Annotated in this window: 26 protein-coding genes and 1 riboswitch; of the genes, 20 read left to right on the top strand and 6 right to left on the bottom strand. The window is 34.6% G+C overall.

Going from position 1 to position 22,870, the window contains the following annotated elements; translation table 11 throughout:
• Window positions 1–66: 66 nt before the first annotated feature.
• Window positions 67–672: a YdcF family protein gene (locus CKK03_RS16480; protein ID WP_099363626.1), complete on the top strand. Its 606-nt coding sequence runs from the start codon at window positions 67–69 to the stop codon at window positions 670–672.
• A 987-nt stretch (window positions 673–1,659) separates the two neighbouring features.
• Here CKK03_RS16480 and CKK03_RS16475 read toward each other — a convergent pair.
• On the bottom strand, window positions 1,660–2,523 hold the full coding sequence (locus tag CKK03_RS16475) for an HpcH/HpaI aldolase/citrate lyase family protein (RefSeq protein ID WP_180271281.1): 864 nt from the start codon (window positions 2,521–2,523) through the stop codon (window positions 1,660–1,662).
• Between the two features lie 238 nt (window positions 2,524–2,761).
• Here CKK03_RS16475 and CKK03_RS16470 point away from each other — a divergent pair, with 238 nt between their 5' ends.
• The 10 genes from CKK03_RS16470 to CKK03_RS16425 all read left to right on the top strand — a co-directional run bounded on the left by CKK03_RS16470 (window position 2,762) and on the right by CKK03_RS16425 (window position 12,092).
• Window positions 2,762–3,994 carry a CaiB/BaiF CoA transferase family protein gene (locus CKK03_RS16470; protein WP_218962810.1) on the top strand — a complete coding sequence of 411 codons (1,233 nt, stop codon included), beginning with the start codon at window positions 2,762–2,764 and terminating at the stop codon, window positions 3,992–3,994.
• Between the two features lie 23 nt (window positions 3,995–4,017).
• Window positions 4,018–5,037 carry a DctP family TRAP transporter solute-binding subunit gene (locus tag CKK03_RS16465; RefSeq protein WP_099363624.1) on the top strand — a complete coding sequence of 340 codons (1,020 nt, stop codon included), beginning with the start codon at window positions 4,018–4,020 and terminating at the stop codon, window positions 5,035–5,037.
• Window positions 5,038–5,199: 162 nt separating this feature from the next.
• Entirely contained in the window at window positions 5,200–5,631 is a 432-nt protein-coding gene (locus CKK03_RS16460; RefSeq protein ID WP_281254521.1) for a TRAP transporter small permease, read from the top strand.
• 25 nt (window positions 5,632–5,656) lie between these two features.
• Window positions 5,657–6,931 carry a TRAP transporter large permease gene (locus CKK03_RS16455; RefSeq protein WP_245864161.1) on the top strand — a complete coding sequence of 425 codons (1,275 nt, stop codon included), beginning with the start codon at window positions 5,657–5,659 and terminating at the stop codon, window positions 6,929–6,931.
• A gap of 68 nt (window positions 6,932–6,999) precedes the next feature.
• Entirely contained in the window at window positions 7,000–7,665 is a 666-nt protein-coding gene (locus tag CKK03_RS16450; RefSeq protein ID WP_099363622.1) for a GntR family transcriptional regulator, read from the top strand.
• A 65-nt stretch (window positions 7,666–7,730) separates the two neighbouring features.
• Window positions 7,731–8,672 (top strand): hydroxymethylglutaryl-CoA lyase, encoded by a 942-nt coding sequence (locus tag CKK03_RS16445; protein ID WP_099363621.1) that lies wholly within the window; start codon window positions 7,731–7,733, stop codon window positions 8,670–8,672.
• A 444-nt stretch (window positions 8,673–9,116) separates the two neighbouring features.
• Complete coding sequence (locus CKK03_RS16440; RefSeq protein ID WP_245864158.1) at window positions 9,117–10,088, top strand: DnaD domain-containing protein; 972 nt, start codon at window positions 9,117–9,119, stop codon at window positions 10,086–10,088.
• Complete coding sequence (locus tag CKK03_RS16435; protein ID WP_099363620.1) at window positions 10,088–11,323, top strand: DnaB-like helicase C-terminal domain-containing protein; 1,236 nt, start codon at window positions 10,088–10,090, stop codon at window positions 11,321–11,323. The genes CKK03_RS16440 and CKK03_RS16435 overlap by 1 nt, the downstream gene beginning before the upstream one ends.
• A gap of 40 nt (window positions 11,324–11,363) precedes the next feature.
• Window positions 11,364–11,783, top strand: a complete 420-nt coding sequence (locus CKK03_RS16430; RefSeq protein WP_099363619.1) for a hypothetical protein — start codon at window positions 11,364–11,366, stop codon at window positions 11,781–11,783.
• A 24-nt stretch (window positions 11,784–11,807) separates the two neighbouring features.
• Complete coding sequence (locus tag CKK03_RS16425; protein WP_099363618.1) at window positions 11,808–12,092, top strand: gamma-glutamylcyclotransferase family protein; 285 nt, start codon at window positions 11,808–11,810, stop codon at window positions 12,090–12,092.
• 527 nt (window positions 12,093–12,619) lie between these two features.
• Here the strand turns inward: CKK03_RS16425 and CKK03_RS16420 are convergent.
• The 4 genes from CKK03_RS16420 to CKK03_RS16405 form a co-directional block, all read right to left on the bottom strand.
• A complete protein-coding gene (locus CKK03_RS16420) occupies window positions 12,620–12,997 on the bottom strand; it encodes a type II toxin-antitoxin system HicB family antitoxin (protein ID WP_099363617.1) in 378 nt (125 codons plus the stop codon).
• A gap of 355 nt (window positions 12,998–13,352) precedes the next feature.
• Window positions 13,353–13,544 (bottom strand): hypothetical protein, encoded by a 192-nt coding sequence (locus CKK03_RS16415; RefSeq protein WP_099363616.1) that lies wholly within the window; start codon window positions 13,542–13,544, stop codon window positions 13,353–13,355.
• On the bottom strand, window positions 13,537–13,872 hold the full coding sequence (locus CKK03_RS16410) for a hypothetical protein (protein WP_099363615.1): 336 nt from the start codon (window positions 13,870–13,872) through the stop codon (window positions 13,537–13,539). Before CKK03_RS16410 ends, CKK03_RS16415 begins: the two co-directional genes overlap by 8 nt.
• Before the next feature lie 50 nt (window positions 13,873–13,922).
• Window positions 13,923–14,240 carry a hypothetical protein gene (locus CKK03_RS16405; protein ID WP_099363614.1) on the bottom strand — a complete coding sequence of 106 codons (318 nt, stop codon included), beginning with the start codon at window positions 14,238–14,240 and terminating at the stop codon, window positions 13,923–13,925.
• 195 nt (window positions 14,241–14,435) lie between these two features.
• Between CKK03_RS16405 and CKK03_RS16400 the strand changes: the two genes are divergently transcribed.
• The 4 genes from CKK03_RS16400 to CKK03_RS16385 all read left to right on the top strand — a co-directional run bounded on the left by CKK03_RS16400 (window position 14,436) and on the right by CKK03_RS16385 (window position 18,052).
• The gene (locus tag CKK03_RS16400) at window positions 14,436–15,275 is read left to right on the top strand and encodes a DUF1836 domain-containing protein (RefSeq protein ID WP_099363613.1); all 840 of its coding nucleotides are present in this window, start codon (window positions 14,436–14,438) and stop codon (window positions 15,273–15,275) included.
• Window positions 15,276–15,640: 365 nt separating this feature from the next.
• Window positions 15,641–16,930, top strand: coding sequence for a DEAD/DEAH box helicase (locus CKK03_RS16395; RefSeq protein WP_099363612.1), 1,290 nt, complete (start codon window positions 15,641–15,643; stop codon window positions 16,928–16,930).
• Between the two features lie 68 nt (window positions 16,931–16,998).
• Window positions 16,999–17,610 carry a branched-chain amino acid aminotransferase gene (locus tag CKK03_RS16390; RefSeq protein ID WP_099363611.1) on the top strand — a complete coding sequence of 204 codons (612 nt, stop codon included), beginning with the start codon at window positions 16,999–17,001 and terminating at the stop codon, window positions 17,608–17,610.
• Between the two features lie 70 nt (window positions 17,611–17,680).
• Window positions 17,681–18,052, top strand: coding sequence for a nucleotide excision repair endonuclease (locus CKK03_RS16385; protein WP_099363610.1), 372 nt, complete (start codon window positions 17,681–17,683; stop codon window positions 18,050–18,052).
• Window positions 18,053–18,184: 132 nt separating this feature from the next.
• Here the strand turns inward: CKK03_RS16385 and CKK03_RS16380 are convergent, their stop codons facing one another.
• Window positions 18,185–18,523, bottom strand: a complete 339-nt coding sequence (locus tag CKK03_RS16380) for a hypothetical protein (RefSeq protein ID WP_099363609.1) — start codon at window positions 18,521–18,523, stop codon at window positions 18,185–18,187.
• Window positions 18,524–18,620: 97 nt separating this feature from the next.
• Window positions 18,621–18,723, bottom strand: a riboswitch (SAM riboswitch).
• A 90-nt stretch (window positions 18,724–18,813) separates the two neighbouring features.
• On the opposite strand from CKK03_RS16380, the gene CKK03_RS16375 reads away from it, so the two are divergent.
• The 5 genes from CKK03_RS16375 to CKK03_RS16355 all read left to right on the top strand — a co-directional run bounded on the left by CKK03_RS16375 (window position 18,814) and on the right by CKK03_RS16355 (window position 22,870).
• A complete protein-coding gene (locus CKK03_RS16375; RefSeq protein WP_099363608.1) occupies window positions 18,814–19,005 on the top strand; it encodes a hypothetical protein in 192 nt (63 codons plus the stop codon).
• A 150-nt stretch (window positions 19,006–19,155) separates the two neighbouring features.
• Window positions 19,156–19,449, top strand: coding sequence for a hypothetical protein (locus CKK03_RS16370; RefSeq protein WP_099363607.1), 294 nt, complete (start codon window positions 19,156–19,158; stop codon window positions 19,447–19,449).
• A 222-nt stretch (window positions 19,450–19,671) separates the two neighbouring features.
• Window positions 19,672–20,154, top strand: a complete 483-nt coding sequence (locus tag CKK03_RS16365) for a hypothetical protein (protein WP_099363606.1) — start codon at window positions 19,672–19,674, stop codon at window positions 20,152–20,154.
• Between the two features lie 268 nt (window positions 20,155–20,422).
• Window positions 20,423–21,442: a hypothetical protein gene (locus CKK03_RS16360; protein WP_099363605.1), complete on the top strand. Its 1,020-nt coding sequence runs from the start codon at window positions 20,423–20,425 to the stop codon at window positions 21,440–21,442.
• Between the two features lie 231 nt (window positions 21,443–21,673).
• Entirely contained in the window at window positions 21,674–22,870 is a 1,197-nt protein-coding gene (locus CKK03_RS16355) for a DUF6361 family protein (protein WP_099363604.1), read from the top strand.

The following is a 22,870-nucleotide window of genomic DNA, read 5'->3' as shown; positions in this document are numbered from 1 at the left end:
CTGTTAAACTTCCAAAATGTGGTATATTTTAGATAATATAACAATGTAAAGGGGGGAAACATGTAAATGTATCTGTCGGAGTTAGATGTAGAAAAACTCTCAGATGCCCAACTGACCAAGCTTTTATTTTCGGATATTGAAGATGATTTCGCGAACGGAGATTGTATATTAGTGGTAGGTAGCAGTAAAGCCGTTAAATATCGCTTACCAAAAGCAGTAGAATTATATAAGCAAGGCAGAGCCATTAAATTATTGTTTTCAGGTGGTGTGAAGTGGAAGGAAAGTGATTTCTCAGAAGCAGTTTCGATGAAAAGAGAAGCCATAGCGTTAGGGGTTCCTGAAAAAGATATACTAATTGAGGATCAGTCATTGAACACACTAGAAAATGTATTAGCCTCTCTATTCGTATTAAACAGAGAATTTCACCTATATAGGACAAAACGAATTTTGGTAGTAACGACATCTTACCATATGAAACGATTACATCTTACATTACAAACATATATGCCTAATTGGATCACCTACACCTTATGTCCTGCTGATGATACTAGCACTAGAAAGGATAACTGGTTTTTAACCGAATTAGGTAGAAAACGTGTTCTAGATGAGTCTGCAAAACTAATAAAATACGTTAAACAAGGTGCATTGCGCGACATGAAAGTTGATTTGTAAAATTGCACACATAAAAGGTATAGAATAGGAACAAAGGGAACTTTAATAGTTGGAAGTTCCCTCTTGTTATGAAGAAAAACAGCGAATAAGATAAATGGTCACCCACCAAGAATGTATGAAAGAAAGGACACTATCCTATGCACGTGAAACTGGACACATAATTGAAGGTCTGGGGTTGCAATCAGAAGAAAACAAATCCTTACTTTAATTTTCAAACAGGGGAAAATGTTTCCCGAGAAGCGTTAAAAATTGCAGAAGATGGTTAGGAATATGAACGTTTATCTAAAGGCAAAAGAATGACGATTCCTGTTCTATCGTATTCACCTCTCTCTTGATAAGTAGGGAAAAGAAAGTATTTAGTTAAAGCAGGCGATATTTGAAATGTTTATTGCTATTTAGGGTGGGTCAAGGAACCTCTGACCTATCGACAAAATTCGGGGCGTCACTGTGACAATAATTAATAATTCTAACAAAAACGTACATCCGGTTTACCCCGAAAGAACTGGATCTATGGATTGAGAAGAATGGAGATGGATGGATTTCGACTAAGAGAATACTTTTATTTGAATTTCAGAATAAAGGAAATAAATTAGTTTTAAAACTAATAATTGGACCAGGAGATAATGATATTAGACAGAGAATTTATGACATAGCTATAGAAAAGCTTAAAGCTTCTGAGAGCGCCCCAAAGTTGGTTAGATAATGACATAATTATCCAACTTTTATAGGAAGCAATGAGAGGATGTATTTGCGAATGCTCTTATTGCATATCCTTATTCATGACATTTTCCTAAATGCAGTCTTTAAACTCTCCTGAACCAAAACTCTAAGAGTTAAATCCTTAGCTATTGGGTTATCCTTTTATGAAAGCAGTTCATTTTTCTTGAATTATATAAATGATTTAACGTCCAAAGACTTTAAAAGCTATAGCTAACAAATACTTGTTAGCTATTATCTTAAACTTTATGGTAAATAACCCATTACATATTAATTAATACCGAACTTTTTTGCGAGATTAATAATTTTCACTGCTTTATAATAAATTGGATAATCGACGAATTGTCCATCTACTTTGATGGATGAGGAACCGTTTTTCTCTGCCAGTTCAAATGCTTTCATAATTTTTTTAGCTTGTTCTATATCTGATAATGAAGGGGCAAAAATCTTTTTAGCAGGGTTTATTTGATTAGGATGTATTAATAGCTTTCCTTGAAATCCCATTTTTTTAGCATGCTTTGTTTCATTTTTGAAATGCTCTATATCATTTAAATCGATGTAAACCGTATCGATAGGTGCTTCGATATTAGCTATCCTAGATTCTAATACAATTTTACTTCTGGCATATAAAACTTCCTCACTAGTCTTACTCCACTCCATTCCTATATCATTGGTAAAATCACCTGCACCAAAGGCTATTCTTTTAATACGTTTACTGAATCGTAAAATTTCTCTAAGATTTCCTAGACCTCGGGCCGTTTCTATTATAGGTATAATATCAATTGAACCTAAGGGAATGTTTTGTTCCATTTCTAAATTAGATAAGTACCACTCAATAATGCATATTTCATTTGGTTCTTCTAACATTGGGATAACTATGCCATCAATATCCTTACTAACTACATTTTGCATATCCTTAAAAAAATATGGCGTTTTAATTCCATTTACTCGAATATATAATCTATTATTCCTGGGTAATGAGGCAAAATAATTTATTTCTGAACTAGCTTTTTCTTTTTCATTTAGTGCACATGCGTCCTCCAAATCTAGAATGACAACATCTACATCTAAATTTAATGCTTTTAAGATTTTTTTATTATCATTTGCAGGAGTAAATAATAAAGTACAGAACAATGCTCTCCCTCCTTGGAAATTACTATATATTTCTATAAACATATTAAAATAAAAAAGATTAATGCTAATAAATTGTATACAAATTTATTATGAAATAATTTTATCTTGAAAAGAAAACATAATAATTCCCTCATTTAGAATGAAAATCTTAGAATTGTTGTTCTGAATTGTAAGCGCTTTAAATATATATTGTATACAAAGTTTTCTAATCAACATGATTACAGGGGAGGAGAAAGTCTTGAAGGATATAGCAATGGATTTTGAAAAAAATATTGATGGAGGGGCTTTAGCAGATTTAAGAGTATTAGATATAGCAACAGCAGCTGCTGCACCATGGGCATCCACATTAATGGCTGATTTTGGTGCAGAAGTTATTAAAGTTGAAAAACCTAATGAAGGTGATCCGATAAGAAGTTGGGGTGAACAAAAAGGAAATGTTCCTCTATTTTGGCAATCTATTGGGAGAGGAAAAAAATCAATCACTTTAGATTTACGCAAAGAAAAGGGAAAAGAAATATTTCTCAGCCTTTGTAAAACTGCAGACGTCGTAGTTGAAAATTTTCGATCAGGAACTCTTGAAAGATGGGGGATTGGCCCAGATATTTTACATGAAGTGAATCCAAAACTAGTAATTCTCAGGTTAACCGGTTTTGGACAGTTTGGGCCATATTCAAAAAGACCAGGATTTGGAACTCTCGCAGAGGCAATGAGTGGATATTCATATACAACTGGTTTAAAGGATGGACCTCCAACGTTACCATCTTTACCATTAGGTGATGGTATTGCAGGAATTTTTGGTGCTTTTAGTATTATGGTGGCTCTTCACGCGAGAAATTCAAAAAGGATTGGAAAAGGCCAAGTGTTAGATTTGGCTTTATATGAACCAATTCTAAGACTATTAGAAGCAAATACCATTGATTATGATCAACTAGGGGTTATTCGTACAAGACAAGGGAACCGTTTACCACAAACTACCCCAAGGAATTTATACAAAACCTTAGATTCTGCATGGATTGCACTCTCTGGAAGTACTCCTGCAACTGCAGAAAGGGTCTTACGAGCAATAGGTAGGGCAGATTTAATTTCTAATCCTAAATTCTCAAATAATAGAGCAAGAAGAGAGAACGCTGATGAGTTAGATGAGTTAATTCAAGCATGGTTTGAAAAACATTCACTACAAGAAGCACTGGTTATTATGGAAGAATATGAAGTCGCAGTGGCTCCCGTATACAGTGTAAAAGATGTGTTTGAGGATCCACATTTTCAAGAACGTGAAACTATTATAAAAGTGCCTTCAGAAGAATTGGGTGAAGTTGCATTAAATAATGTTATTCCAAAGATGTCTTTAACTCCTGGAAGTATTCGCTGGCCAGGCCCTACTTTGGGTAAGCATAATAAGGAAATATATTGTAATGAACTAGGAATGTGTGTTAAAGATTTAGAAATTCTACAACAAGAAAATGTAATATAAAAACTCTGATGAGAGGTGTAATTATGAAAAAATTAATTTTACTTATTATGGTGAGTGCCTTAATGTTAGTGTCAGCTTGTAGTTCAAATTCAAATGATGATAATCAAACATCTACCAAAGATAATAATATACAAGAATTAGAAATTAAAGTTTCATATGAAAATGCGGAAAACACACCGAAACACAAAGGTGCTGTAAAAATGAAGGAATATATCGAAGCAGAGACTAATGGGAAAATTAAAGTCCATTTATATCCGAATGGAACCTTATTTGGTGACAATGAAGAAATGGATAATTTATATGCTAATAACGTGCAATTTATCATTCCGAGTTTAACTGAATTAGCTGGGCTTGATCCAGTCTATAATCTGCATACTTTACCATTTATTTATGAAAGTGAAGAGTCAGCATTACAATTTTGGGATGGTGAGAAAGGCAAATCCATTCTGAATGGGTTAGAAGAACATGGTTTAGTTGGAATGAGTATCTGGCCAAATGGAGAAGTGGCTATTACAAATAATACACGCCCTATCGTAACTCCAGAAGATATGAAAGGATTAATATTTAGGATAATAGGTGGACAATTAACTGAATCAATGTATCAACAATTTGGAGCAGGAACAGAGAGAATTCCTTTTGCGGAATTATACACATCTCTTGAACAGGGAGCATTAGATGGTCAGGAAAATGCAATAAGTAATGTAAATGCGAGTAAATTAGATGAAGTACAAAAGTATATGACCGTTACTGGTCAAGGTCGTGTAGACTATGTCGTCTTAACTAATACAAAATTCTACTCTAGTTTAAATGAAACGACAAAAAAGATTATTGAAGAAGGTGTCAAGCGAGGTACTGAGGAATCGAGAATAAACGCAAAACAACTCAATGATCAAGCACTTCAAGATTTAAAGGATCGAGGAGAAATTGAGATTACTACTTTAACCCCTGAACAGCGTAAAGTCTTTCGGGAAGAACTTCAACCAATATACGATGAATGGATACCTATTATTGGTGAAGATATTATAAATGAACTTCTAAAATAAATAAAATGCATAGACACATTTGTTTTGAAGGAGGGTATTAATTCAAATCAAAACAAATGTGTCAATTTTCAAGTTTAAAATATGTAGTTCTTCAGTAGAAAATTTCATCCAGTTACGAGGTGATGACTTATTAAATTTTTATATAAAATAGAACATATAATAGTGTCTTTATTTTTATTACTTGGAGTCGGAGTTAGTCTTTATGGAGTATTTATGAGGTATTTTTTAAAAAATCCATCTTCATGGGCAACGGAAGTTTATAGTTTATTAATTTTAGTTTCTATTTTTATCGGGTTAGGTGTTGCATTAAGGAACAATGAACATATAGCTATTGACCTTGTATATGATCGTATGAATAATAGATGGAAAAAAATTTCTGATTATTTCAGTTTAATTATTGGTGTTATTTTTAGCGTTTTTTTCCTTGTGACTGGAAGTCAACTACTATTTGAATCTTTTAAACAAGGAATTGTATCCATTAGTACGGGATTGCCAATTTGGGTTACGTATTTGGTTATTCCAATTTCTGGCCTCCTGCTTTTAATTCATTATGTTGTAAAAATAATTTCATATTATAAAGTAAATAAATTTTGACATATTTGGCAGTATTGAAAAAGGGGTGGGTAAACTGGAAACATTTATTTTATTTCTTATTTTATTGGTTTTATGTATATTACGTTTGCCAATAGCAATTAGTTTAGCATCTGCCAGTATCGTCGCTCTATGGCTGGTAGATTTTTCTATGCATACTGTTGTTCAAAAGATGTTTTCTGGGATGGGAAAAACCACCCTAATGGCTATTCCTGGATTCATTTTTGCGGGGTTAATTATGGCAAATGGAGGTATTTCAAAATATTTAATTGAATGTATGAATGCATGGATGGGTCATATTAGAGGTGGATTATCAATTGTTACGATAATCACCTGTATGATTTTTGCAGCGATATCAGGATCAAGTGCAGCTACGGCAGCAGCAATAGGAGCTGTAATGATTCCTGCAATGACTAACGCCGGTTATGAGAAAAGATACACGTTGGCGTTAATAGCTGCAGCAGGAACATTAGGTATATTAATACCACCATCCGTACCACTGATTTTATATGCTGAAGTAACTGAACAATCTACGAGAGAACTGTTTATGGCCGGAATTCTACCAGGATTATTATTGGGAACATTATTAATTATGACTGCTGTTATTATTGCAAAGCAAAAAAATTATGGTGGCTTACCTAAAGTACCTCTAAAAAACCGTGGTAAAGTAACACTAAAAGCTATCTGGGGTTTGTTATTACCAATATTAATCTTAGGAACTATCTATATTGGGGTTGTAACTCCTACTGAAGCATCCTTCTTATCAGTCGCCTACTCATTGTTAGTATCGATATTTATCTATAAAGAAATGACAATAGAAAAATTTAAAACCATTATGTTAGGTACGATAAATACTGTTTCTATGATTTTTTTAATCATAGCAGCTGCAAATATATTCTCTATGTATCTTACTTTAGAACAATTTCCACAGCAATTGGCACAATGGGTTAGTGATTTAGGCTTAAGTAAAATGGGATTTATTATAGTTGTTAGTTTAGTTGTTATTGTGTTAGGTATGTTCTTAGAAGCTACATCAATTATTTTAATTGCTGTACCTGTAATTCTACCAGTGCTTCTTGCTCTGGACATTAATCTTACACATTTTGCTATTCTCCTAGTGATTAATCTTGAATTAGGGTTAATTACTCCACCAGTAGGTGTGAATTTATTTGTTGTAAGCGGTATTGCCAAAGAAAAAGTCGAAGAAGTAATTCGAGGGATATTGATATTTTATTTTGTATTTGCAATGGCTTTTTTAATAATACTGTTTGTTCCCCAATTAACTACAATACTAATCAAATAGATGTCAGATAGTGATACAAAAAGTTAATTATAAAAATATATAATCAGTTTAAGAAGGATGGAGTCCGTATGGAAAATTCGCCTTATGAAAAACTTAAAATAGAAATTTTAAATGGTACACTACTACCTGGTACAAGATTACGTGAAGAAGAAATAGCCAAGAAATTAAAACTAAGCAGAACTCCTATTAGAGAAGCAATTCGACGATTAGCAATAGAAAATTTAGTTAAGCTCTCTCCAAATAAAGGAGCTACTGTAAGAGAATATACCATTGATGATATAAAACATTCCTACGATCTTCGTGCTATGATTGAGGGATATGCAGCTTCACTTGCTGCTAGAAACAATAATCTTATCCTTATAAATGAACTAGAAAAATATAATAAAGAATATGAAATGAAAGCAAACTACTATTTAAAAAATCGTATTAAAACAGATGATAAATTAATGGATTTAATTGATTCAAATCGAAAATTTCATGATGTTATTATCAAGTTAGCAGAAAATAAATATATCTCACAAATGGTTTCATTACTTTTAACCTTACCGCTAACATTTCAGTCCTTCTACTGGTTTGATGAGAAGGAATTTCTAAATTCAGTAATAACTCATGGTAATATAGCAAGTGCAATCAAAAATGGTGAGGCAGATCAAGCAAGAGTATTGATGTCTTCTCATGTTTTACAAGGTAGAGACTATGTACTGAGGAATGTTTATCAGGAATTTAATTCATAGATTTAAATGGATAGGTGACATTTTAAATGATGTAAAATTAAATATATAGAATAGGGTGTATTTAGATGGATTTTATTTCTAAAGTCGAATTGGTAGAAGTTTGTCCTAGAGATGGATTACAAAACTTAAATAAAATTTATGATACAGATACAAAGGTGAAATTGGTTAATATTTTGAGTGAGTCAGGATTAAAAAAAATAGAAGTTACTGGGTTTGTAAATCCGAAAGTAATTCCACAATTGTCGGATGCAGAGGAAGTTTTTTCAAAAATTGATAGAAAAAGTGGCGTGGTTTACAGAGGGCTTGTTCCAAATGAATATGGAGCAAAACGTGCGATAGGCTGTGCGGCTGATGAAATTTTAGCTCTTATTTGTTGTAGTGAGACGTACAATCGAAAAAATCAAAATATGACCATTCAACAATCTCTAATAGAAATGGAAAAAATAATATCCTTTGCCCATTCAGCTAACACCCCTGTTACTATTGCATTAGCATTAGCATTCTTTTGTCCATATGAAGGAATGATATCAAGAGAAAAAGTATTAAATATTATGGAAAAAATTATTAAAATGGGAGCTACCAAGTTTTATCTAGCCACCAGTTCTGGTATGGCCGATCCTTTGCAAGTCTATCGTCTGTTAAAAGAAATTAAAAATAAATGGCCAAACATTGAAATTGGACTCCACTTACACAATAGAAATGGCATGGCACTAGCAAACGTGTTGGCTTCATTAAATGCGGGTGTAACTATATTTGAAGGTTCTATTCTAGGATTAGGTGGGGGTATAAGAATGGCTGGTGATCACAGAGTACTTGGAAATGTACCTCAAGAAGATTTAATACACCTATTTAACTCAATGGGAATCGATTGCGGAATCAAGATAGATGTATTTTTAGAAACAGTGAAGAAAGTTGAGGAAATATTGGGTTATAAATCCTCAAGTTTTGTTACTGAGGGAGGAACTAGAAATGATGTTCTTGTTGTAACCAAGAGAAAATGGGGATGAAACACATTAAAGTTATCAAGGCATCTTTTATAGTCTGATTTTGTTTCCGGGAAAAGTGATAGTTCCAAGTACATTCATATTTGAAAATCATATTTTCCAGAGGGTTAATTGGGCCTGTCACCAGAGTGCTATCAATGTGCTGAGGAGCAGTCTCAAAGCATTCCTATTATCGGAAAAACTGTTCCATATATAAAATAAAAATAATAATCTGAAAGTAGTCCTGTTAAATAGGCCTGCTTTTTCGTCGTTCTTCGGAGATTTAAATATACGAGTATCCCGTCACAAATCTTTCACGTAGAGATGCCTCTTTTTCATGCACCCCTCCCTATAACAATGTCGAGGGGTAGTTCAATTTTGAGAAAAGGTCTATGTATGCTATCCCTTCGAACTGAAACTTAGACTGGGACGAGGGTCCTATCCCTCTGTCCCAAAGGAAGGAATGTGATGATGATGGCAAAGTATAGAATTGTGAAGACTGATTTTTGGAAAAATCCGGTTGTTTCGGAGGAGATGACGCCGGAGGATAAGTACTTCTTTTTATATCTTCTAACCAATTCCCACACAACCCAAATTGGAATCTATCGGATTACGAAAAAAGAAATGGCTTTTGATATGGGTTATTCCATTGAGACGATTCATGCGCTGATGGATCGCATGATCAACCACCACAAAATTATTCGGTACAATCCCAAAACAAGAGAAATCGCAATCAAAAACTGGGGAAAATACAATTTGCAAAAAGGCGGGAAACCGGTAATTGATTGTGTTGTATCAGAACTAGAAGAAGTGGAAGATACGACGCTAATTGAATATGTAGCTGAAAATATTGATCGAAATGATATTTTTACGATCTATGAATCTTTTTATGAAAATAATTCAGACTGGGACGAGGGACCTGTCCCTGTGACCCAATCGGGGTGGGAAAGAGAGCCTATGGTCCAACACGCGAACACATGTTCAGACGATACGTTGACGACTCGTGGTACGATACGTGGGCAAAAAGAAAAAGAAAAACAAAAAGAAAAACAACAACAAAAAACCTTCTACCCAAATATGGATAATGAAACTAAGACAGGGGATATTCAGGAAGTTGTGGAGTGTTGGGACCAAAACGGCTTCGGGTTGAACAATGTGAACGCCAAGGAGCAATTGTTGGCGTGGTTAGATGATTCTAGCTTTGTGAACCCTAAAGAGGTGATTTTGAAAGCGATGGATATTGCCTGTGGCAACAATAAGCGAAGGCTAAACTATGTAGTTGGAATTCTGAAAAACTGGGAAAACGAATCGTTACTCACTGTTGATGAAATTGATTTGTATTTCGAGGATAAAAAGAAAAGGGAAGTTGTCAAAACCATGAAAACAGGTCGAGCGATTCCGAGTAGCTATCAATTTGATCCAACGGCAGGTGAGAACTGATGAATTTTGCAGAAACTGCCTATTTAGGATGTTTGATTAAGGCCAATTATTTAATCAAAGATACCGTGATTTATCCTGAACAGCTAGAAGGAACTATTCATCAAGAATTAATGCGGCGGATGGTTGACTTTAGTAATGCGGGTAAAAGTATCGATTTGATCTCACTAACAACTATGCCAGATCTTGAAAACTTCGGTGGCATGTCCTATATTTCGAGCCTGCTTTCACATGCGGACGTAGAGAAATTCGAAGAGTTTGAGGCGTTGATTATTGATCTATGGAAAGAGCGGGAAAAGAAGAACATTTTGACGCTTGCGAATTTGGGTAATTGGGAGATTACAAGAGTAATTGGTGAATTGGATAAAATCAACCAGGTGAAGATCAACGATCATACACCCTTGAATCAAGCTTTGGTCCAGATGTATGAAGCACCTTGGCAGGAGCAGGAAGTTATGAAAACGGCCACCTCGGGAATCAAAAAGCTTGATGAAATGACGGGAGGTTTCCAGGATGGTGAGGTTACGATTCTAGCAGCAAGACCATCAATGGGAAAGACTGACGTTATGTTGCATTTTGCTAAGGAAGCGGGTTGGGCAGGTTATTTGCCAATCGTCTTCTCACTAGAAATGCCTGAAAAACTAATCACAACTAGACTTATAGCATCAACTGGTGGCTATAACCGTTTGAAAATGAGAGATCCTCAAAAATTGTTAAGTCAGAGTCAAAAGGATCGCTGGGCAGATATCATTGGCTATCTGAATGAAACCAATATCCAAATTTTCGATGGTGCCGGTCAAACTGTTTCAGAAATGAGAGCGAAGACTAGAAAAATGTTGCATCAGTTTCCAAACATGAAACCCATTATTTTCATAGACTACCTGACTCTAATTCACTCGAGTGAGCTGTACGGAGGCAACGCCCATTTACAAGTAACGGAAATATCGAGGAATCTAAAAACAATGGCGAAGGATTTAAATTGCCCTGTGATTTGTTTGGCACAGTTAAATCGTTCGGTCGAAACAAGAGCCGAAAAACGACTGATGATGTCTGATATTCGAGAATCAGGCAGCATAGAACAGGATGCCGATGTGATTCTATTCCTCTACCGCGAAAAGTATTACGACAAGAAAACAGATAATCCATTCCTAGAAGTCATCGTCTCCAAAAACCGAAACGGCCCAGTGGGAACCATACAAGTTACATACAACGAATATACAGGGATGATTGAACAATAAGTGGGACAAGGGGACAGTTCCAAAAGGGGGAGAAACGATTATGAAAGTAAGAGATTTATACATAGATGCGATTTGTTATGAGGAAGTTAGTCTAGCCCATTACATTCATCATTTACTCCAAGAGGGCAAGATTTCATTGGAGGATGACGAATCTAAATTGGATCTTAATGCTGCAGATCATGAAAGAGTAAGGGAAATGATTGAACATAATGTATTAGGCTTTCATAAAATCGGCGTGTACGCACTGAAAAAGAATCAAAGAGAATTTGTGTTTATCTTTGCGGAGTACGAACGAGAAGCTATTGAATTCTTCGCAAAAATGTTTAATCAAACACCGCTGAATTGTCACCCATATTCACTAGCAACACAGCTTTTGAGGGAACATAAATTGACGACGTTTTGGGAGATGCGGAAGGAGCATTTGGTCTTTCCAGCGATAGCGGGGTATTTTGAAAGGTAAAGATTAGAAATAGGTGACAGTTTCGTGGGACACGGGACCTGTCCCTCTGTACTAGGTATTCTGGTGCCTGAACATCAGTTCGGCACAGTGGATGAAATGGGGCGTGCGGATATTGTGGAAGAAGGCGGCGGCCGAGTCGAAGGAAAGATCTATGAAATTCCCATTGAAGCTGTAAAAAATTTTCGATACCAACGTGAGGGTGCGCCCTACGCCTACCACGCTATTTTTTTAACGATAAAACTAAACTGTAAGGAAACAAAAGTGAGTACTTTTACAGTGAAAAATAAAACTGAAGAAACGGCCCCATAAAACAGATTATGAAGTGGAAATTCTGCCTCGAGCAAAAGGGTATTTGTCAGAGGATTATATCTTGAAATGGAAAGTTCATATGGATGGTTTGAAGATTTAAACTGCAAGAGGTATAGATCAAAATGTAAGTAGTGAGATTATATAGAGGACAAAGAATGCGAGTCTCCATTATAGGTACATACCTTCTAGAAATGAGGATTTAGTTTGGAATACTCGTAATTATAAAAATACATAAAATGACAAGGCGATTCTCGGCAGAAATCGCCCCTGTTTTTTATTAATATGACAGTGTTTCTTTAGATTAATAAACTAAAGAAACAAGTAAAATAACACAATAAATAATTAGAAGGCAATCAATATTGTACTCTTCCTAGATTACTTGCTATTATGAGTGATTTTTTTTCGGTGTCAGAATATATTAGAAGAACAATAGATTACTGTCGCAAAAGCGAAATCTAATATATAACAAGGGTAAATAAATACTTAAAATAAATGATTATATTATCATTCTTTTGATTAAATTTTATTTAAAAATTTTCCTTTGGAAAGACATTTTTAACAATTTCTTCCATTTTCATTTTCTTTTCAACATTAATACAAGAATTGTTATAAAGGTCAATTTCTTCTTTAAACCTTTGAACAGCTTCTTCCTCGGTACGTCCGACCCCTTTGCACCTATTGTAACCATAACTACTTGCGATATAGAAACCGTCTTCATCCTGTGTAATGATGACAGGCATAAAAATAGGGAGTTCAATTACTTTAACAGTTGTTATCTTTTCAACGGTATCCTTAAATATATCAAGAACTTCCTCGGAAGAAATAGGAGAATCCTGTCTAGACCGTTCTGAAATTTTTTTCGAAACAATATGTAACAAATCCAAGTTTTTATTATCGTCTTTCATCTTCATACTCCTATTTCAAAATATCAAAGTTAGTTATAGAGTGTTCTGAATTGATTATACTGTCTCGTTTATTTTAAACTCCAGCAGGTTAAATTTACCACTACTCTATTTTGACACTGGTTCTTAAAAAGTGATTAGTGATTACATGGAATCGAACTGTAAATGCAATAGAGTATTACCTGTATTAAGAGATAAATGGGGAAGGTGTTTTAAAGAAAAAACACCAATAACATACCATAAATCTCAAATTTTAGAAGAAGAAGGTAACCATGTACATAAAAATCAAATCTTACTTTGATAATTATCACTTTGAGGAAAGGACCAGTATCCTAGATTCCATTTAGATAAAAGGGAATTACCCACGTAATTTTATTTCGTCCTGTACTCGCCAAATATATTCATATAATTTCTCTCTTTCATTTTGATGCCATACCGTACGGTCTTTGAATGGGGTGTCTTCAATAAAATCGAGAGCTGAATACAATCGCCCTAGGATTCTCTTTAATTCTCTTATGGATTTACGATTAAGTAGACCTAACTCATCCATTTTTATGTTCCTTTGTTTTTTTCTTATAGCTGCTTCTAATAAATGTTTGTAGTCTTTTTAATAAGTTTTGTTTCTTATGTCTGTTCCTATTTCTAAGAAATGTAGGAATGTCCAAAACTTCTTGTGTGGCACTTACAGCCCTTTTTTGCTGCCTTGCGAATTCCACCCTTTTGAGGTATTCATCAACTCTTTGTTCAATCCACCGATAGATTTCTTCTTCTCCAAGTTGAACGATCTCTTTAGGCACAAGAGGATACTCATCATCACTCGTTAGTACCTTCAACATTTTCCATTTCATTTCCTGATATTCTTGCTTGCTCATACTCAAAGAATGACCATTCCTTTCTAATATGGGAGAGAACACTTTATTAATAGTCGTTACCATACTTCAAAAAAGGGTACATTCTGGAAGTATGATTGATTAATTGAATAGAATAGACGACTCTCATAAAACAGTTGGTGCCAATCTTCCAAAGGCCTATGTTGTACGAAAGATACACCAAGGGAATCCGTAATAATATCGACACGAGGTTTTATTACTGTCATAAATGCCTCATTCGTCTTTGTTACGTGAACCCCTAACGATTGAATCATATCTTCAAGAGCAGGAACTAGAATTCCTGAATCCGTGGATTCCGTATAAGCTGCATAAATCATTTCCGATTCGTACGCACTTAATGTATTCATATTTCTCATGTTTCTTACCTCGCATTCTTTCATTACTGACTTTTTTGGTTATAATTAAATAACTATAATTTATAATATAATAATACTTTTAATTTCGCAATATAAATATTGTCAATATTATTATATACTAATGCTTAGAAATTGATTCCAATACGAAAAATTAATAAAATATTTACATTAAGTAATATTAGGAGTTGGAAAATATTGTTAACAGTAGAATTTTTAGAATCAGAAATTTATGAGATATTACATAACTTGGAGAAGGGTCAGCATAGTATAAACCTGAAAATTGTTGAAAATGCCTTAAGAAGGTGGAGTGCGACTAACTTTTTTATACAAGGCCTATTAAAGTTTGATAAATTCGATAAAAACAAAAAAAGACTATTAAACATGCTTAATCAAAATGATAGTGAAGTGAATCAAGAAGATTTACGGGAATTAGTACAGCTTTATTGTCCAAATATTTATGATGATTTATTATTTAATCATTCAGACATACCAAGATTTTCTTTGAAAGAAATTGAAGCACTATTAGAAGGAACATATATGAAGAAAGTCACAGCAACTACCGTCCAAAATTGGATCCAAAAAGAATTTAAAGAGCTAGTTGGTGGACCTGAGATTGGGAGAAAATACTCGCTTAGACAAACTGCTTACATATTATTGATAGATGACCTCCGAGCATCATTAAGTTTTCCAGAAATAAAGAAGATACTTGAGATTTTAAAGGAAATTGAAAGCACGGAACATAGCTTTTCGATATTTAAACTGATGAAACTGTATACAAATTTTATAGATAAAAACCTATTAGTATATGGAAAATTAAAGAATAATCAGTATTTGGAATCAGATGAAATTCAGCAACAGTTTATGCATCAACTAAACATGGAGGAAACAATTACTAATATGACTGAAAAACAATTTCAGGATGTACATGAGGATAATTTAGATCGGTTAACGATTATTACGATGACAGCACATCTTTCAAAAGCGGCATATATAAACAAAATGATGGCGAGCGAAATTTTGGAGGAATTAATGTGATTTGTAATTATTATAGATAGTTTTTATGGTGAATCTCTTTATGGAGAATAAAAGAATATCTTGGATATTAACTATGAGAGTTAAATGCTAAATTGTGCAAGGACTTTTATTTAATAAATCAGGTGGACAATCAAATGGTATATCCTTCCCATCTGGGCTGGATCGACTATTCAAATGAATTTAGGGCCTAATACTCAATACGTTAAAGCGCTAATGTAACAGGGGTCAGGCCCCATTTTAGGGGCGTCACTGTGACAATAATAAATATTCCAAATCACTCTGTAAATACTAACCAATATGCTATAGTAAATAAGCCTTTGTACAAACAAAAGGCATAATGATTAAGAAAAGAGACGTGATTAGCCTTGCTAGATTTTTTACAACTTGGTATTCGAAAAGAGATTAACCATACATTAAAGTCATTAGGTATCGTGGAACCAACACCCATTCAAGAACGGACAATCCCATCCGTACTCGAGGGGAAGGATGTAATTGCAAAAGCGCAAACGGGAACAGGAAAGACGCTGGCTTTTGTTCTTCCGATTCTTGAAAAGATTGATGTGAACGAGTCGGATGTGCAAGCACTTATTTTAACTCCAACAAGAGAATTAGCTCAGCAGATTTCAAAAGAAATTAAGAAAATGATCGAGAATGTAGAGGGTGTCAATGTATTAGCTGTATACGGTGGTCAGGATGTTGAGCATCAATTAAAAAAGTTAAAAGGAGCTCAACATATTGTCGTGGCAACGCCTGGTCGATTACTAGATCATATTCGCCGTGGAACGATTGATCTTTCAACGATTAGGATGCTTGTGTTAGATGAAGCCGACCAAATGTTACATATGGGTTTTCTTCCAGAGGTAGATGACATCATTAGAGAAACATTTCCTTCTAGACAAACCATGCTGTTTTCTGCAACAATGCCGAACGAAATTAAATCACTTGCCAAAAAATATATGAACGAGCCAGAGTTCATCGAAGTGAAAGCAAAAAAGGTTACGGTAGAAGAGATTAAACAAGTTGTGATTGAAACCACTGACCGGAGAAAACAAGCAACTTTATTGCATTTAATCGAAGAACACCGTCCATTTTTAGCGATTATCTTCTGTCGTACAAAAGTTCGTGCTAAAAAGCTACATGAAGCATTGATTGCAAAAGGGTATGATTCAGACGAGTTGCATGGTGATTTAACACAGTCCAAACGTGAAAAAGCGATGAAACGATTTCGTGAAGCGAAAACACAGTTTTTAGTTGCGACAGATGTTGCTGCAAGGGGACTGGATGTAGAAGGGGTAACACATGTCTATAACTATGACATCCCACAAGATGTGGAAAGCTATGTTCACCGGATTGGACGAACTGGCCGTGCAGGTGGCGACGGGGTTGCCTTTACTTTGGTGGCTCCGAAGGATATGGAGTTTCTACGAATGATTGAAAAAGGAATTCATCAAAAATTCGAGATACAAGTGATTAAGGGAGTAAGTATCCCTGATCGTGAGGATTTTGAGAGGGCAAGTGAGCAAAAAAACGAAAATAAACGCTCTGAAGGTAGTAGAAGAGACGGAAAGAAGGCTGCACCGTTTTCTTCAAATAGAAAGTCTAATGATAGGCAATCCAAAAGCAATTCAACGAGAGGTAGAAGGCGTACTCGCTAAAAAGTAAATGTACAAAATGATGCCTTACCCCTAAGACGGGGAAGGCACAAATTTCAGGAGGATACACCATGTTACAAAAACAAATGAAAAATTACATTTCATCAGAGTTGATGGGTGAAGAGAAACAAGCTGCTTTATATCAAGAGGAAAAAGAGTACATAGAAAAATATGAATTGATTTCAAATGACGTTACATTAGTAGAAAAGGATCCGACTACACGTTTCCTTGAAGCTTATATTGAAAGATGTGATAAAGAAACAGAAGAAACACTCTCTAAAGAGTCATTCTCATTTTTGGAACAACCGATTGACTACCTTCAAAAACACAAGAATGAATTTCTATACTTTGAATCAAAGTGGTTGGAACTAATTGGCGTGGATGCAATTGCGTTTGAAGTGAACGATGTATTTGGAACATACGATGTCATGGTAGGATTGAAGCTACAGAAGAAGTTCGAGACATCTCTTAAAGAAAACTTAAGAAAAGATTTAAATGGAGAGGAAGCAAAATTCGAATTGATGTTTAATCAAGGTGATGGCTTATGGGACTTGAATTTCGCTTTGAATTATGTGAATGGGTTCAAAGAGGAGATGTCATTAGAAGAAGCTTATCGGCTAATTTATCGATTTTTATTTACACTAGTAGAAAGAACGGAAGAAGGAAGCAGCAACGCGAATTAACTGTTAAATCGCATTTCCTTCCTACTTATGATACCATTTATCTCTATACAAAAAAGGGACGTGATTGAACATGATCAAAATTACCATACCAACACCAGATATTACGATTACAGAACGGAAACAAATTCCGAAAGAAAATGAACCAATAATCAAGGATATTCACGGATTTATTGACTTCCATCTCATACCAAGAGACAAAGGCGGCATTTTCTTATTTTTTAATATAAATGATGAGCTTCTGTTTGTTGGGAAAGCGCGCAAACTGCGTCAAAGAATTAAAAAACATTTCGAAGATACAGTTTCTCCTATTAAAATGCACAGAGACGAAGTGTATAAGATCGATATTTGCATCGTAGAAGACCCAATGGAACGAGACATTTATGAAACTTATATCATTAATAAACTCCGATCCAAATATAACGTTGATAAAGTGTTTTATTAAAAAATATTGGTGCCAGACCCCCAGGAGGTAATGACTTACCGTGTGGAGGGCTGGCTCTTTTTTTAGGTGATAAAATATTTGTAATTCGACAATCTTCGGGGCGTCACTGTGACTGGAACTTGTTGCCATTCTTCATTCTTTCTTTTCCATAAATACATATCCTAAATAATTTCCAGAACCTCTGATGATTTGAAGCCCTTGTTGCTCCAATTCCCTCCAAATTTTTCTATCTAGTGCATACGGACCTCTTTGTTGAAGGTTATTTATCTCTGTTTCTGCAATAGTAAATTGGAGAGAATCTTGTTTACCTGTAACAAACAATTCATAGTTTTTAAGCTTCATTACCATCACTTTAAAATCTGGATCCCATTCCTGTAGTTCTTGTTCAATACAAGTAGCAACATGAATGAAAAATTTTTCGGACTCCATACTTTTAGACATCATTCCTCTTATAAATCCTGAAGTATTCATCTTTTTTCCTCCTTATCTAACATCCATAGGGTACAAAAATGAACGAAATGAAAAAGGCTCTTCATTACATATGAACGCAACAAAGAGCCTAAGCCGATCGTCATCATTCAAAGCACTGCTTTGCTGGTTGGAGCACCTTACCTATTGGCAGGTTGCTGTGAAGTCATTGAGCCAGGACTCTCGTTCACTCTTGATAACCTTATTGAATTATATCTATTATAACTACAACAATTAGGTACCTGTCAAATGAATAACCCCGACATGTTCCATTTTTCGGTATTTGTAGGGGGATGCAGGCGCCATTTGAGGTATCCAAGGCCGTAACCGGCGCAACTAGTTCACAAGTCCTCCAAGGCGTAACTGGCCCAACAGGTCTCCAAGGAATTCAAGGAGTCACTGGCACAAAATGCCCCAATACTGGGGGTCAGGCTCTTGTTATAAACATTCTATTACATGGAATCACTCCTAAAAATATTTATTAGTATTAGATTCTTTTAAATACCTAATTTTCCCTTTTACTAAAAGGTATTTAGGTATTGTTAATAGAATATATTTCTATAGGTCTTTTATCTTATTTTTAATTAAATAGGTTTTATATTGAAAAAAAAATTAACAGTTAGGAGTGAAAGTCTGTGTTAACTGTAAGTCAAAAATTAAGAGTGTTTAGTGGCTTCCAAGATTTGAAAAAAAAGGTTGGTAAGGATGATATTCGTTACAATTACTCCCTTCCTGAATCGAAAAAACGTCAAAAAAATGTAATTTGTGAGTTTAATATAAAAACTGGGAATGGCTATGTTTGTGGAAGGTATCTGGAGCCTGGACATCCATATACATTGGACCCTAGGGGTTGGATTAATATACGGGACTTTGATGAATTGGAATTGGATAAAGTGATTCGAGAATCTATTTATTCCTTATCAAAGTAAACTGTTTTACAATTTGTTTATTTTCATTTATTTCTAGTAGACAATGTTCTTTAAAAGCTAGGATAGGAGAGAGGTTACATAAGAACTTCTGCCCCGGTAGGTAATGTATTACCGTTTTGATTTGTGCCCTCCGCGTTGGAGATATGGTCCTTTTTATTAGGGATACAAATTATATTGGTTTATTTTGAGAATACAGACAAGTGGAAAGAGGAGAGGGATAAAATGAAACAGTTAGTTACCGAGGAATTAAAAAGGTGGACGAAGCTTTTTGAAGAGATAGATGGATGTCAACCTTTAGAGAATAGGTTTGAGGACGATAGAATTTTAATTGCTAGTCCTACTCCAGTACCGTGGCATGAAAGTTTAAAACCACAATATAATGAGGCTAATAATAAAATTGGCTATCTTTTTCCTCAAAAACGAGGAATTAGACTGGACATCGATTTTCCTAGTGGAACCTTAACAAAAGAATACATAAGGGAAATGATTGATCCAAATAAGCAGCTACTCTACTCTCCACCAACGGAAAAAGCTACAACAACAAAGACATATTGGAGATTTAAATCAAACGATATGTTCGACACATTAACATTAGTCGTTCGTGAATCAGATTTAGGCACTATTGATATAAATCTACCTACCATCAAACAGTTATTTAATGAAATTATTGATAACGCCAATGGGGTATCAGAAAAAAAGCAATAAAATGTTAGATTATTATTCCAATAAAATGAAATTCTGGGGCCAGACCCTCACCACCGTAAAACTTTACTGTGTTGGGGGTCAGGCCCTTTTTATGGGGATTCGCAGTAATTTTAACTTTTAAGGCCACTATTAGAGCTTCTTAATTACGAATGATATGAACAAGGTATGGTATAATTTCCCTATTAATGTTACTAAAAGAACCGCTTAACGTCTTTATCAGATTATTAGACGAAAATAGATGAGAATATTTAAAAGGGAGTTAACGAATATGAGTGTGTACTATCAAAATCAACGTTTCTCAGAAGTTGCCTATAGTAAAGAAAGTGAATTAGAAAGGGACGTTGTCCAAAATGCAGAATTATTTTTTGGTCAACGTTCGATTTATATTGATGCGAAGAAAAAGATTGAAGGAAAATCACTTGGTGGGAGTATACCAGATGGTTTTTTGTTTGATTTGTCGGATTTAAACAATCCTGTGTTTTATATTGTTGAAGCTGAGTTAAGCCAACACAGTTTTTATGGTCATATTTTTCCACAAATTACAAAATTCTTTGCGTTTTTTAATAATCGTAAAAGCCAGGACGAATTAATAAACAAACTATACTCTCTTGTGCAGGAGGATAAAGAAATTACGGAAAAGTTCCGAAGTCTGATAGGGAGGAAAGAGCTTTATAAATTCATGAAGGATACAGTGGAAACCAGCCGCAACATTTTGATTATTATTGATGGAGAGAAAAAAGAGTTACCGGACATCATGGAAACCTATGGTGAATGGGGGAATACGGTGAAACTATTAATACTTAAAAAATATAGTGACGGCAAGGAAACTATTTTTACACTTGATCCTGATTTCGAAAATGTTGAATACTCTGTCATGAATATTGACGAAGACGCAGACGAAGAAGTGAAGAAAGAATACACAGAAAAAATACATATGGACTATGCGATTGATAAGATTAAAAATCTTTACCTTTCAATACGAGGGACGGTGAAAGAAACATATCCAGAAGCTGAGTTTAACGCTACGAAATATTATATAGGATTGCGAAGAGGAGAGAATAAAAAACAGGCTATCTTTATCTTTAATAAGAGAAGTCTTCGCATTGTTTTGATGAGAGAAGAAGACCTTGTAAGACCTATGCTGCCTTCTCATCCAATCAAATCTCTATCTGCTTCCGTGCAAAAGTTCTGGAATGGGTCTTGTTGCGAAGTTCAATTGTCAGATGACAAAAATATGAATGAAGTAGTAAATGTAATCCTAGACATGTTAGATAAGAACAATAGCTAAGAAAATAAAAGTCAGTAAATATTAGCGGAATTGGAAGGCGCTGTTGATGCACGATATAGACCAGAGGGAAATATTTCGTAATAATTCCTTGGGGCTAGCGATATTTAGCAACAAGGAATAACAGTACCTTCCTCCAGGGTGATAAAGGATTACCGCATTTAGAAAAAAGGAAAAAGAATAGTAACTATAAAAATAAAAGATTAACGATGAAAAAAACAGGAGGACATTCAAATGGTAAATCCTCTTCAAATTGGCTGGATTGATTACTCGAATGAACATCGAAATAAAGTGATGGCCATTCTCGATTTGCTAGCCCAAAAAGGAGCTGTGGATGAGCTTGGGATTGGGATGATTAGAGATGGTTTCTCAGATATGTTCTTTCCTGGTACATCTACCTTACAAACGAGAGCAAAATACTTTTTTATTGTTCCTTACTTAGTAATGGAGCTAGAAAAAGAATCATTCTCTAGTCATAATCAATTTCTGAATAAGCTTTCCCAACAAGAATTAGAACTTATTGATATCTTAAAACAAGGCAAGGATTTAGATGGGATTATTGGAGGGAGATCTGGTAAGAAACTAAAAAGAAAGCCATCCAGCATCTATTGGAATGGTCTTAGGAAATTTGAAATATTTAAGTATGAAAATCTTACCCTCGATAACTATGCTAAATCAGTATTTGCCATGAAAAGAAATAAGCAAACATTAAAATCCTTAGGTGACGAGGAGACAGATGATATTGATGCTGGAAATGAATATTATGGGACTTTCTGGCACTGTCTAATTCCTGAAAGTGATTGGAAAGAAAATCTACAAATAAAGCTAACTCGACATGAAGCAGAGTTTTTGAAGCAAAGAATTACCTTATCTTCTAAAACAGAACACAGTCTTTTTGCTTTTTTACTACATCAAGATCCCGAAAAACTAAAACTTGTAGAAAGTTTTGAAATGATCGGGGAGATGTTTGATTTACCTGATCACATCAAAGGGATGTATCAGTTAGCAAACAAATTTAATAAATTTATATCTGGAGCCAATATACGATACAATGTCATCCTTTCGAAACAGGAGAATGAGCACGCCTTAGAAGAATGGGAGAAATGGCTCAGTAGTTCTTTTGTGAAAAATGAATTTTCTTCTTTTCCTTATTTAGAGGTGTTAAGCCTTCTACAAATAGAAAGAAGAAATATACGATTGAAGAATTTCCTCCGTGATTGGCAGAAGCTTGCAATAGATGGTGACGTGGGTGAAATCGATAACCTATTAATTAATAGAGAAGTAGAATTAAAATCAAAGGATCGTGCCAAATTATATAATTCGAAGGCCTTCTCTTATGATGGGAAATGGGTTGGAATTCGGTCCTTAGATTATCGTTTTCGGGTTGCTAAGGCGATAATAAACGATATTTTGGACGGAATGGAGGAGTAG

The sequence above is a fragment of the Fredinandcohnia onubensis genome (genome assembly GCF_002734215.1).
GTDB classification, from domain to species: Bacteria; Bacillota; Bacilli; order Bacillales; family Bacillaceae_L; genus Ferdinandcohnia; species Ferdinandcohnia onubensis.
Note: the sequence above shows the minus strand (reverse complement) of the source record. Positions and strands in the feature narration are given on the sequence as shown.